We start from the raw sequence: 14,099 nt of genomic DNA, 5'->3' as shown, positions 1-14,099 counted from the left end.
GATTCTTTTTCAAACATTAAAGCACGCCACCAGACAACAAAAAAGCAGGAAAGTCGCAGTCTTTTAAAAATAATAATGTAACTTTGCAGCAGGAAACTAAAAGCTAACGTTACAAACAAGATGAAAACTTTTCTACTAAACTGCATGGCGATCCTCCTGGCACTGAACGCCGGGGCACAATGCGCTTACAACAACGAGAAACTTAGCACCGACAGTCTGGACAGAGGTTTGGTGGCTGTACGCGACGGCAATCGTGTCTTCCTGAGTTGGCGCACACTGAAAGGCGACCGCAAAAACGAAGCTTTCTATGTATATAAGAATGGTGAACTGCTGACGAAAGAGCCGTTGACCGAGGGTGGCACCTGCTTTGTGGACAGCACGCCACTGGACAACATAAACATTTACGAGGTGCGAGGCGGTGCTGCCAACGGTCTGTTCACCCTGCGCAGCGAAGCTCCGCATGGTTACATCTCCGTGAGACTGGACAAGCCTGCCGACGGGACGACACCCGACGGACGTTCCTTCACCTATTCAGCCAATGATGCCAGCGTGGGCGATGTGGACGGCGACGGACAGTACGAGATATTCCTGAAATGGGATCCTTCAAACTCACACGACAACTCGCACGATGGCTATACGGGCTCAACATTGATAGACTGCTACAGACTGAATGGACAACGGTTGTGGCGCATAGACCTGGGCAAGAACATACGCAGTGGTGCCCACTACACACCGTTCATTGTCTATGATCTGGATGGCGATGGAAAAGCAGAGCTGATGGTAAAGACAGCCGATGGCACATGCGATGGACAAGGCCACGTGATTGGCGATGCCACGGTGGACTACCGCGAACTGCGAGGACGCATTCTGGACGGCCCGGAGTACATCAGCGTGTTCAACGGACTCACGGGCAAGGTGATGGACACGAAGCCCTACATACCCGAAAGAGGGAAAGTGAGTGCCTGGGGCGATAATCGCGGCAACCGTTCGGAACGCTACCTGGCAGGTGTCGGCTATTTCGGACATACCACAGCCAGCGCCATTTTCTGTCGCGGATACTACACCCGCAGCGTGATAGCACTATGGGATTGGGACGGCCACGAGCTGCAAAACCGATGGACATTTGACACCGACGATGCCCAATGGAACGACTATGCAGGACAAGGCAACCACAACCTGCGTATTGCCGACGTAGATGGTGATGGATGGGACGAGATAACCTATGGTTCGATGGCCGTGGACCATCATGGCGAGGGGCTCTACAACACAGGAATGGGCCACGGCGACGCCATTCACCTGGTGCCTGACCCACAGACCAACAAGCTCTACATCTGGGACTGTCATGAGAATCGCAAAGACGGTAGTGACTTCCGCGATGCGAAAACGGGCGAGGTGGTGTTTCAGATCAAGAGTCCGAACGACGTTGGCCGCGCAATGGGTGCCGACATTGACCCCACCAACTACGGATGGGAACTGTGGAGCAGCGACAGCCACGGCATTCGCAACATGAAAGGCGACGTGGTGGGCACGGCAAAAGATGCTCAAGACCCGCAACACCAAAACAGGCTGGGCATGAAGAAGGGACGCTGGCTGAGCATCAACTTCGGCATCTGGTGGGACGGCGACCTGCTACGCGAGCTGCTGGATCACGAGACGGTGACTAAATACAACTGGGAGAAGAAGAGCATTGACATCGTGAAGCGCTTCGAAGACATCCGTTTCAACAACGGCACCAAGTCGAATCCCTGTCTGGCAGCCGACATCCTGGGCGACTGGCGCGAGGAAGTCATGGCCCGCAGCGAGGACTCGAGCGAACTGCGCATCTATACCACGACCATTCCCACGGACTATCGCATCAACTGCTTGATGAGTGACATTCCCTATCGGCTCTCGGTAGCCACACAGAACGTAGGCTACAACCAACCTGCGGAACCAGGTTATTATATTGGTCCAGACAATCAAGATTACTTAAAATAAAACACCATACTTGACTATGAAAAGAACCATACTGACAATGGCACTGTTGATGCCTATGATGCTTTCGGCACGTGAAGCAACAGTGACCTCACCCAACGGAAAACTCCAAGTAGAAATCAACGATCATGATGGTCGCGCCACCTATGCCGTCACATTAGAAGGCAACCGAATGGTGCAGCCATCGACACTGGGACTGAAGACCGACTTCGCTGACTTCACACAAGGACTGACTATTACAAGCACGAAGACCACACAGGTGGATAAAAGCTACACGATGCGACAGGTGAAGCAGTCGCAAATGCACTATGTAGCCACGCAGCTGGACGTGGAAATGGAGAATGCCAAACATCAGAAGTTCACGGTACAATTCTCGGTGTCTGATAACGATGTGGCCTTCCGCTACTGCATTCCCCGTCAGAAGAACGACAACCCGAAGTGTGCCTTCATTCTGGAGGAAGCTACAGCCTTCCTGCTGCCCGAGCAGACCACCACTTTCATCTGTCCGCAGATTGGTCCCTTTACCGGATGGGAGCGCACCAAGCCCAGCTATGAAGAGGAATACAAGGCAGATGCACCCATGAACGTGAAATCGAAATATGGTCGGGGCTACACCTTCCCATGTCTTTTCCATGAGGGGGAAAACGGCTGGGTGCTGATCTCGGAAACCGGCGTCAGCAGTCAATACTGCGGCTCGCACCTTTCTGACTTTGAAGCGGGCAAGGGCTACTCCATCGCCTTCCCCGATGCCAAGGAGAACAACGGCAACGGCTCGGCACAGCCTGGCTTCATGCTACCCGGCACTACACCATGGCGCACCATCACCGTGGGACAAACACTGCAACCCATCGTAGAGACCACCATTCCCTATGACGTGGTGGAACCTCTCTACGAACCCTCAGAGGACTACAAGGCTGGCCGTTACACCTGGAGCTGGCTCATCTGGCAAGACAACTCCGTCTGCTGGGACGACCAGATTGAGTTCATCGACCTGGCTGCCAAGATGGGCTATGAATACTGTCTGGTGGATGGTTGCTGGGACACGCAGATAGGTCGTGACCGCATGCCTGCCTTGTCGAAATATGCTCAAGAAAAGGGAGTAGCACTGATGTTGTGGTACAACTCGAACGGTCACTGGAACGATGCACCTCAAACCCCACGTGGATGCATGGACACCAACATTGCTCGCGACAAAGAGATGCGCTGGCTGAAGGAGATTGGCGTGAAGGGCATCAAGGTGGACTTCTTTGGCGGCGACAAGCAGGAGACCATGAAACTCTACGAGGACATCCTCTACGATGCCAACCGCTATGGCATTCAGGTGATCTTCCATGGCTGCACGCTGCCGCGCGGTTGGGAGCGCATGTATCCCAACTATGTATCAAGTGAAGCCGTGCTGGCATCAGAGAATGTCTATTTCTCCGACTACCACGCAGCTCAGGAGCCATTCCAGCTGACCATGCACCCCTTCTGCCGCAATGCCGTGGGAGCCATGGACTGGGGCGGTGTGATCATGAACAAATACATGAGTCGCGACAACAAGAGCCGCCACCTGCGTCAGACCACCGATGGCTTTGAGATAGCTACGGGCTTCATCAACCAGGCCGCCATCCAGTGTGTGGCCATCCAGCCCAACAACCTCAACGACTTGCCTCAACATGAGATTGACTTCCTGAAACAGTTGCCCACCACGTGGGACGAGACGCGATTCATTGATGGCTACCCTGGCGAGTATGTAGTCATGGCGCGTCGTCATGGCGACAAATGGTACATGGCTGGTCTCAACGCCCAAAAAGTTCCTTTGAAACTGACACTCAACATTTCCGGTTTCAACATGTTGCTCAACGACCAAACGGACAAGAAAGGCCACATCACAGGCACCGCCATCACGCGTATTTCGAACAAGGCACAGAAGAAAGGGAAGCTGACTATCACCGTACAGCCCAATGGTGGTTTCGTGGTCTTCTGATTTAGTTAAAAAGTGCATTTCACACCGTATTTATATATAAAATATGTATCTTTGCAGAAAATAAGTGTAGAAACTATGAAAACATTGATTCTTTTTTTCGCTGCGCTACTAATGCCAGCCTACCTGTCGGCACAAGACAACACTGATTCATTTACCATCCGTATCAAAGGGATGAGATGTGAGGAGTGTGCTCACAAAGTTAAGAACAGACTGTTAAAGGAAGACGGTGTGGAAAGACTATCATTCGACTTGGAGAAACGGACGACAACCATCTGTTATGACCATACAAAAATCAGCCCAGACTCTATCAAGTCGATCTTGAAAGGCACACGCTATAAGGCGTCAGCATACCATGAGAACGACACCATTCTGCGTGGCATGGGTCTGCAGATGAGCGACATGCACTGTCAGAACTGTGCCAATCGCATCATGAAGCGCTTTGAAGGCATGGAGGGCATCGACAGTATGGCGGCACACGTGGACCGCCACTATGTATTCTTCCGCTATGACGCCAACCGCACATGCAAGGCCCATATCCGTGAAGTGCTGGGCGAGATGGGCTTCACACCAGTGAACTACTACACCAGCAAGGATATCAGCTTTGCTTATTTCCTCATCCCAGAAGACACCGATGTGGACGAAGCCATCGACCTTGCACTCTCACTGGAGGCGGTAGATGATGCTAATGCCAACAAGCGCAGACACTCGCTGGCCATCACTTATGCCAACAAGTACACCACAGAAGAGAAACTGCTGGAAGGACTGCGCAGTGCAGGCATCAAAGCCACGCTACCCGCTCCCCATCAGTGCAAGGAATAACTTTCAGTCATAACTACAAGACACGTGAAGCGATTACTATCATTCTCATTGATGTTGCTATGTACCGCAGCTATGACGGCAGCCAACATACGCATCACCGTCACAGAAAAGAAGACCCACGAGCCTATCATCATGGGTACCGTCATGCTGAACCCCATCGGATTGGGCGTGGTGACCAACATTCAAGGTGTGGCAGTGCTGAGCAATGTGCCCAAGGGACAATACACGCTGGCCGTGAGCTACGTGGGATTCCAGACTCGCCAGATTCAAGTGCGTGTAGATGATCAGGACCTTTCAATGAAGGTGGAGCTGGAAGAGAGGTCTCTGTCGCTGAAAGAGGTGAGTGTCACCGCACGCCAGAACATCAGCGGAGCATCGACATCGAGCGTCATTGGTCGTCAGGCCATCGACCATCTGCAGGCCACATCACTGGCAGACATCATGCAGTTGGTGCCCGGACAGCTGATGGGCAACAATGATCTGACATCGGCCTCCAACCTGCAACTGCGCCAACTGGTGAACAACAACACTTCGGCATTTGGTTCAAGCATCGTGATTGACGGTGTGCCTATGTCGAACAACGGTGCTGTGCAACAAGGCTCTTTCTCTTCGACAGCCTTCACTGGCACCGACCTGCGTCAGGTGGCTGCCGATGATATCGACGAAGTGGAGGTGGTGAGAGGCATCCCCTCGGCTGAATATGGCGACCTCACCAGCGGTCTGGTGGTTGTACACTCGAAGGTGGGTGTCACTCCATGGCAGTTTAAAAGCAAGATCAACCCAGGCATGATGAACTACAGTCTGGGCAAGGGCGAGAACATGGGCAAGCTGGGCATACTGAACGGCAGCTTGGACTATGCACAGGCATGGGGCGATCCACGTATGAAGACGCGCTCGTTCCACCGTTATACGGCCTCCTTAGGTTGGGGCTACGACATCAACAGTCGTTGGCACACCAACACCAAGCTGCGCTATATGCAGGCAAAGGACTGGACAGGCAAGGATCCCGACGCTATTGCCGATGGCACTTATTCGGAAGCAAAGAACCAGACCTTCTCGTTGACACACAACGGAAAGTTGCAACTTGACAAGCTGCTGGCCCGCACCATTGCCTACACCATCGGCATCAGCCTGACGCAGAACGATAGCAGAAACTCGTCGTTCGCCAGTGTAAGTTCTGGCTTGCTTCCCATCATCACTGCCACAGAGACGGGCTATTATGTAGTGCCGTTTGAGACACGCTCATATCTGGCAACAGGCATCACGGAGAGTCGTCCAGGTAATATCTACGCCAAGCTGAGCGACCAGTTCTTTTTCCGTTCGGGCAAGACACGCCAGACATTTAAGGTGGGGGCAGAATATCACTACGACTGGAACCATGGACGCGGCTATTACAATGCCGACGAGCGCTATCCGCTGCGCCCCAACAGTGATGGTCGCCCCCGTGCCTTCAGCGACATCCCTGCCCTGCACCAGTTGGCTGCCTATGCCGAGGATATGTTCACATGGAACATAAACAAGGTGAACCGCTTGAGAGCCACTGCTGGTGTACGTTTTACGGCCCTGCAACCATTCGGTAATGTGGCAACCACGGCGCTCTCTCCTCGCTTGAATGCGTCCTTCTCCGTTGCAAAATGGTTGGATCTTCGTGCCGGCTTCGGCTTAAACTCTAAGACGCCCGGATTGAACTACCTCTACCCAGATAAGAAATACAACGACCGCGTGTCGGCCAACTACATGCCACAGGACGGTTCTGCCCAACTGTTGGCATACCACACACAGGTCTATGAGGTAGCTTATTCAAAGAACATGAAGAATGCCACCACGACGAAAGTGGAGCTTGGTGTGGACTTTAAAATACGCGGCGGCAAGAAGCTGTCACTGTTAGCCTACAGAGATAAGACGCCCAACGGTTTTGGTCCTGTGACCAACTATTTCACGTATGCCGTGAACCACTTTGCCACAGTGCCACCCTTCGACGCCAATGGCAATTATGACTTCACGAAAGGCTACGACTGTCAGGACATCATTGCCATGACAACAGGCGAGATAGGCAACACCAACACCACTGTAAACCGTGGTATTGAAGCCGATATGGACTTTGGAACGGTGAAGATGCTGCGCACCTCTTTCTATCTAAGTGGTGCCTGGCAGGAGACGAAGACATGGTCAACCGACCTGAATAGTCAGTCGCCCAAAGCTGCATTGCTGCCCACTTCCTATTCCAGCATCGGCACAACGCCATTCAAGGTGATTTATCCCTCGGGGTTAGACTATTCGAAATATCGTCGGTTTGTCACCACACTGCGCACGGTGACACACATCCCCGAACTGGGCATGGTGGCCTCGCTCACTGCTCAGGCCATCTGGCAAGACTGGCATACCAGCTATCAAGCAGACAAAGACCCTATCGGATGGATTGACAACGACCTGCAACGCCACGAAATAACCAGCGACATGCTGAATGGCTACCTGGGTATGGATGCCCAATACTATGCCATCAAGCCCACCAATCAGAGCAGTGTTGCTATTCAAGACCTGCTTATACGCATCAACGACAACGTGCCATCGAAATCGCCCATCACATGGAACCTGCAGGCACGCCTGACAAAAGAGCTGGGAAAAGTGGGCGGCTTGTCGTTCTATGTAAACAATGCCCTCTACTATGAGCCCTACATGAAGGGCAACAACACCAACACGCTCAGTCAACGCAATGTCGGTATGAGCTTTGGTGCCGAACTTTATCTGAACTTATAAGCGCATGAAGAAGAATATTTTGGTCCTCTTATCAGCATCACTCCTCGTGGCTTGCGTTGACTACCAAGACGTGAGTCATGCCATTGACGCACAGATACAACTGCAAATGCCAGCAGAATTCACACAGGGCAGCGACTATGAAGGTCACGACATCGTGATGACTATAGGCGACAAGACCCTGACTGCCAAGACCGATGCCAACGGCATTGCCACATTCAAGGAGCTAATACCTGACATCTACGGGATATCGACCTCATGGTCTGTAGGCAGAGAAGAATATGCACAGCTCACAGGACAGGTGCTCACCGCCAATGGTTGCACCGTGTCAGGAAGTCTGAACGAACAACTCATCACAGAAGCGCAACAGGGAACACCTATTCTGTTGCCCACATTCTTGGCTATCAAACGCGACATTGTCATCGGCAAAATAGCATCGGCGGGATCGAAAGACCAGAACAACCGTAACTATATGGCTGGCAAATATCTGGAGCTTTACAACCAAGCCGACGAGACGGTAGATGCGAGCGGCCTCTATATTGGTCTGCTTGACTCAACAAACCCTCAGCCCTTTACGCTCGACAATCTGCATGAATTATACAACGATGCCTACGTCGTGGTGAAGCAGGTGTTCCAGATTCCGACCGACAAGCCCTGTCTGGTAGCGCCTGGAGGAACTATTCTGATTACGAATAGTGCCACAGACCATAGCGACATCAATGCGACAGAGCACGACTTGAGCGGCGCTGACTTCGAGTCGAAGGATGCAACAGGCAAGACTATCAACAACCCCGCAACGCCTGCTCTGCTGACTGCGTTCTCATCGACCAATGCCAATGCAACCATGAATCTGGTGCAGGGCGGTCCCTGCGGTGTGATTATCTTCAGGACCGACGACAATCTGGCAGACTGGAAACGCGACTATGCCTACGGCAAAACATCGGGTATGATGTACCTGATGGTGCCACGCGAACTGGTGCTTGACGGTGTGGACTATCTGAAAAACAAGCCCACAGGAGTGGACGTCAGTTCCAAACGCCTCTATACCGACATTGACGCCGGCTATACGAACATCAATGCCGCCAACGGTTACACCGGAGAAGTGGTCTATCGCCGTACGGAAAGGACCGCGACAGACGGGCATAAGATTCTGATGGACACCAACAACAGTCTGAACGACTTCAAAGTTTCAACCACAATAGCCCCTCGCGAATACGATGAATAGAATATCCATACTATCACTACTGGCACTGTTCTCCATGTATTTGCAAGCACAGGAGAGCAACTATCGCTATGCCGATGCCACACAGACATGGCGTCTGACCAACAATGCTGCAGCACTGGGACTGGACTCTACCGAGAACCGTGGCTATGCACTTTTCAACGCAGAACACTTGAGTGGAGACTATAAACGCGTACAAGAGGGCATGCCGACAAACCAGTTGCGGTTTCAGACCGAGCGCTATCAGACAATTGGGAAATACCTGCACGGATACGGTCGGTTTGACTTCGACTATGGCAGAGAGAAAGACAGGACATGGTGTGACGTCATGCGCCCCTATGATGCAAACCCCTACTTTGCCGGAAGCGCCATCAAGGGCAAATACGACTTTCAGGATTTCGACTTCACCGCAGCCGTAGGAACGGTGAACCTGAACAACTGGCAATATGGTCTTAGATTAGACTACAAGGTGGGCGACCTGAGCCGACTGCGCGATCCGCGTTCGCGTTCGCAACTGTTGGACTATAAATTGTCGCCAGCCGTGATTCGCACGATGGGGAGACACGTCTTTGGTCTCAGTGCCAGCTATCAGCGACGCAAGGAGAAAATCACAGGTGTGACCACCGTTCAGCAAGACCCTACTCTGAAATACTATCTGATGACAGGCATGGAACATGCCGATGGAACCACAGGCGGATACAGCAGTTTCGCACGTGAATGGGTGGATCACACCTTTGCAGCAGAGGTTAGCTATGGCTATCGACATGCGGATGGACATTCCGTTGTTGCTGCAAGCATAGCGAGAGACAACGAGTATGTGTATGGTCAATATAAGTATGAACCGGGACGCTTCACCGAATTCACCTATGCACTTGATGCACACCACCGCAGCAAGGAGGGCCGTCTGCTTCATCAGCTGGATCTTCATGTGAGCTATCGCCAAGCCTATGCCGACGAATACCGGCAGAAGCTGCAACAGGAAAAGGATGCAAAGACGGGGTTCACCTCTTTTTATTATACGAACCTGATAACCTTCAAGAAGCGTTACCAGGTGAATTGTTTCGAGGCAAACATGCGCTACAGAGCGCATCTGACCAGTCAAAAAGATGAGAAAGCCTACTTCGGAGCCTCTATTTCCATCAACGACAACGAGAACAAGTACCTGTTGCCCACATCAAGACTGTCACACGGAGGCACGTTGCTACTGACAGAAGGTGGCACCGCCATCGGCAAAAGGCTTTGGATAGATGCCGAAGCCGGCGGTTTCCTGTCACAAGAAGCTGCACTTAGCCTGAGTGATATGAACACAGACTATGCCCAACAGGTGCTGTTGCCCGACATGAGATACTACAAAGCCAACTACTGGACTGGCAAAGTGGCGCTGAGCTACCAGTTCCCACTGAGCATGAAAGGACAGAGATCCTGGTGGTTTGTGCGTGCTTACGGCACCTATATCAGAGCCAACGGCCAGATGGATAGTCGTTGCATCGGACTGAGCATCGGACTCTATAATTAAGTTTTTTTGGCAAACACCACAGTTAAACCGAGGGGCAACCAGTCCGTCAATTAATAGATTGTATAAACAAAGAATAAAGGATAAAAAGATGAAAAGTAAAATGACACTTGTCAGCGCAGCCTCGCTGCTGATGCTGGCCACCATGTTTCAAAGCGCAAAACCCGACGAAGTAATGACCAAACAAGACGGCATGTACGTGGTCAACACAACCACACTGGGCAAGAAAGTGACAGGCTATGTGGGCGCAACCCCTCTGAAGGTCTATATACAAAAGAACAAAGTGGTTAAGATTGAGGCCCTGAAGAACCAGGAAACACCTAAGTTCTTTGCGAAAGTGAAGCGAGAGATGCTGGGCAAATGGAACGGCATGAAAGTCAATGATGCCTTGAACGCTAAAGTTGATGGCGTCACTGGTGCCACATTCTCTTCTGAGGCAGTGAAGGACAATGTTCGATTGGCACTGGAGTACTACAAGAAGAACAAGTAAAAAACGTGTGTTTGTTTGGGCGTCTCGAAGATTATTCGTAACTTTGCCCTCAGTAACAAATACATTATGAAATAATAAAAGCTATGGCAACACCTGTTGAATTCAAGTACGCCCCTATGTTTCAGTTGGGCGAGGACAAGACCGAGTATAGACTTTTGAGCAAGGAAGGCATAAGCGTCGGCCAGTTTGAAGGTAAAGAGATTGTAAAAGTATCAAAGGAAGCCCTGACATTGTTAGCTCAGCAAGCATTCCACGACGTAGAGTTCATGTTGCGCCGTGAGCACAATCTGCAGGTGGCTCAGATTCTGAACGATCCTGAAGCCTCAGAGAACGACAAATATGTGGCGCTGCAATTCCTGCGCAATGCCGATGTGGCAGCCAAGGGCGTACTGCCTTTCTGCCAGGATACAGGTACTGCAATCATCCACGGCGAGAAGGGTCAGCAGGTGTGGACAGGCTTTGAAGACGAAGAAGCACTGAGCCTTGGCGTGTTCAACACGTTTACTCAAGACAACCTGCGCTATTCGCAGAATGCGCCTCTGAACATGTATGACGAGGTAAACACCCGCTGCAACCTGCCTGCGCAGATTGACATCGAGGCAACAGAGGGCGCTGAATACAAATTTGTAATGGTTGCCAAGGGTGGCGGTTCGGCCAACAAGACCTACTTCTACCCCATGACCAAAGCTACCATTCAGAACGAAGGCACACTGATTCCTTTCTTGGTAGAGAAGATGAAATCACTGGGTACGGCTGCATGTCCTCCTTATCACATTGCTTTTGTGATTGGTGGTACATCGGCAGAAAAGAATCTGCTGACGGTGAAGCTGGCCTCTATCAAGTACTACGACTCCCTGCCCACGACAGGCGACGAGACAGGTCGCGCATTCCGCGACGTGGACTTGGAGAAGAAGTTGCTGGAAGAAGCCCACAAGATTGGACTGGGTGCACAGTTTGGCGGTAAGTATCTGGCTCACGACATCCGTGTGGTTCGCTTGCCTCGTCACGGTGCCAGCTGTCCTATCGGCATGGGCGTCTCTTGCTCTGCCGACCGCAACATCAAGGCAAAGATTAACAAAGACGGCATCTGGCTGGAGAAGATGGACTCTAATCCCTGCGAATTGATTCCTGCTGAATATGCAAAACCTGGCGAGGGCGCCAAGGGTATCGAGATCAATTTGAACGAAGGCATCGATGCCGTACGCAAGGAACTGTCTAAGTATCCTGTTTCTACACGAGTAAACCTGAAGGGTACGATTATTGTTGCTCGCGACATTGCCCACGCCAAGTTGAAGGCTCGTCTGGACGCTGGCGAAGGAATGCCCGAATACTTCAAGAAGTATCCAGTACTCTACGCCGGTCCTGCCAAGACGCCAGAGGGTTATCCCTGCGGTTCGATGGGGCCCACCACAGCCAACCGCATGGATCCATACGTTGACGAGTTCCAAGCCAACGGTGCTTCATTGGTAATGATTGCCAAGGGCAACCGCTCGCAAGTTGTTACCGATGCCTGCAAGAAACACGGTGGTTTCTATCTGGGTACTATTGGTGGCGTAGCTGCAGTCCTCTCGCAGAGCTCTATCAAGAGCATTGAATGCGTAGAGTATCCAGAACTGGGTATGGAGGCTATCTGGAAGATTGACGTAGAAGACTTCCCTGCATTCATCCTCGTAGATGACAAGGGCAACGACTTCTTCCAGACGCTGAAGCCCTGGACACCTTGTCAGAAATAATATCAAGCTCACATGAAAAGGATTCCCGCCTTTTTGATAGGGGCAATTTTTCCCCTTCTTCTCACGGCGCAGAACGTTGAGAGAGGTGGCTGTATGCCAGACTTCGATACAGAAGCAACGCATCAGCACCGTGCAAGAAAGAAGCTTCCTCCTATCAAAAAGGATTGGGATTCCACTCGTGTGTATAAACACCCGGTAGTGCTTTTGAACTTCAAAGGCGACTCTACCTATTTCACCCAGAAACACACCAAAGCCTATTACGACTCGCTTTTTAATGCTCATGGCTTCAACGAGCGTGATGGCAAAGGTTGTATTGCCGACTATTTCCGTGAACAGTCGAATGGCTTATTAAACCTAAAATTCGACGTCTTTGGTCCTTATGAGGTTTCACAGAAAGCACAAGGCAGAAAGAACCCGACAGAAAACACCAAAGACTATAATAAAGAAGCCTTAGGAGAAGCCCTGAATGCTTTTGTGGCAGAGAATGCAGACTTGGATTTTAGTCAATATGACTGGAACGGCGACAAAAGCATAGAGCAAGTCATCTTTGTATATGCAGGCACCAGTGGCAATATCAATAGTCCCTTATGCTGGGGCCACATCTGGCCACACACCAGCTTTTTAGACACCACCATTACCACAAAAAGCGGCTATCAACTTTCAGACTATACTTGCAGCGGAGAGATATGGCCTAACAATGTTTCTTACGGCTTAGGCACTATTTGTCATGAATACAGCCACTTTTTGGGATTACCCGACCTTTACCCTGTGAATCTTTGGCAGTATACTGCCGTCGATGAATGGGACCTGATGGACGGTGGCAACTTCACAAACTACGGATGGTGCCCGCCCAACTACTCTCCCATGCTGAAGATGCTGCTGGGATGGGCCAAGCCTATTGAGTTGACCAATCCGACAAGCATCGTCAACTTGAAACCTGTTTCGCAAGGTGGTGAGTGCTACAAAATCAGCCATTCGGACAACGAGTTCTACCTGTTGGAAAACAGGCAATGGGAAGGATGGGATGCAGGATTGCCAGGGAAAGGACTGGTGATTTATCACGTCTATTACCTTCCCATCGAATGGGCAGGAAATACCGTAAACAACACAAAAGGCCAACTGCACTACGAACTTGTGAATGCCGACGACCTGAACTACAATGAATGGGATCAACTATTGACACAAAGAGGCTTAGCCCGTAGTCCTTACCGAAACAAGCGGAATATGAATAACTATCATCTGAGTTCTTCTGCCTACCCCTGTATAACAGATTCGACCTCGACTTGGAATGACAGTCTGACTAATACCTCTGTTCCTGCCAGCGTGATGATTACCAAGAACGCTGCTGCCGAGACGCTGTTGTCTAAGGCTATCACGGACATACGCATGACGGAAGAGGGCCTCATCTCTTTTAACTTCATGGGGGGAGACCCAGCAATACTGGAAGTAAAACACCCCAAAACCAGTCGTAACCCAGCCCTTTGCTATCAGCTTGACGGCACTATACGCCATCAAACGGGCAAGAAGGGGATTTTTATCATCAGGAAAGAGAATGGAGAAATAATAAAATTCATAAGATAGGCCTCAGTATATACAGAACCTAAGTTAGTACCTATCGTTACTAT

9 protein-coding genes are annotated in these 14,099 nt (G+C 51.0%); all 9 read left to right on the top strand.

Annotated elements, in window-relative coordinates:
• The first annotated feature begins 120 nt into the window (after positions 1-120).
• The 9 genes from L6472_RS03090 (at position 121) to L6472_RS03050 (ending at position 14,055) form a co-directional block, all read left to right on the top strand.
• Positions 121-1,977: a rhamnogalacturonan lyase gene (locus tag L6472_RS03090; protein WP_237807098.1), complete on the top strand. Its 1,857-nt coding sequence runs from the start codon at positions 121-123 to the stop codon at positions 1,975-1,977.
• Positions 1,978-1,993: 16 nt separating this feature from the next.
• Positions 1,994-3,943 carry a glycoside hydrolase family 97 protein gene (locus L6472_RS03085; RefSeq protein ID WP_237807096.1) on the top strand — a complete coding sequence of 650 codons (1,950 nt, stop codon included), beginning with the start codon at positions 1,994-1,996 and terminating at the stop codon, positions 3,941-3,943.
• A 75-nt stretch (positions 3,944-4,018) separates the two neighbouring features.
• The gene (locus L6472_RS03080) at positions 4,019-4,762 is read left to right on the top strand and encodes a heavy-metal-associated domain-containing protein (RefSeq protein ID WP_237807094.1); all 744 of its coding nucleotides are present in this window, start codon (positions 4,019-4,021) and stop codon (positions 4,760-4,762) included.
• A gap of 51 nt (positions 4,763-4,813) precedes the next feature.
• Complete coding sequence (locus L6472_RS03075) at positions 4,814-7,519, top strand: TonB-dependent receptor (RefSeq protein WP_237807957.1); 2,706 nt, start codon at positions 4,814-4,816, stop codon at positions 7,517-7,519.
• Positions 7,520-7,523: 4 nt separating this feature from the next.
• The gene (locus L6472_RS03070; protein ID WP_237807092.1) at positions 7,524-8,741 is read left to right on the top strand and encodes a DUF4876 domain-containing protein; all 1,218 of its coding nucleotides are present in this window, start codon (positions 7,524-7,526) and stop codon (positions 8,739-8,741) included.
• Positions 8,734-10,254, top strand: coding sequence for a DUF6850 family outer membrane beta-barrel protein (locus L6472_RS03065; RefSeq protein WP_237807090.1), 1,521 nt, complete (start codon positions 8,734-8,736; stop codon positions 10,252-10,254). The genes L6472_RS03070 and L6472_RS03065 overlap by 8 nt, the downstream gene beginning before the upstream one ends.
• A gap of 88 nt (positions 10,255-10,342) precedes the next feature.
• Entirely contained in the window at positions 10,343-10,741 is a 399-nt protein-coding gene (locus tag L6472_RS03060) for an FMN-binding protein (protein ID WP_237807088.1), read from the top strand.
• Between the two features lie 83 nt (positions 10,742-10,824).
• The gene (locus L6472_RS03055) at positions 10,825-12,474 is read left to right on the top strand and encodes a fumarate hydratase (protein WP_237807086.1); all 1,650 of its coding nucleotides are present in this window, start codon (positions 10,825-10,827) and stop codon (positions 12,472-12,474) included.
• A 12-nt stretch (positions 12,475-12,486) separates the two neighbouring features.
• A complete protein-coding gene (locus tag L6472_RS03050; RefSeq protein ID WP_237807084.1) occupies positions 12,487-14,055 on the top strand; it encodes a M6 family metalloprotease domain-containing protein in 1,569 nt (522 codons plus the stop codon).
• Positions 14,056-14,099 lie beyond the last annotated feature (44 nt).

The sequence above is a fragment of the Prevotella sp. E13-17 genome (assembly GCF_022024035.1).
Lineage (GTDB): Bacteria > Bacteroidota > Bacteroidia > Bacteroidales > Bacteroidaceae > Prevotella.
This window is presented reverse-complemented; position numbering and strand designations above follow the sequence as displayed.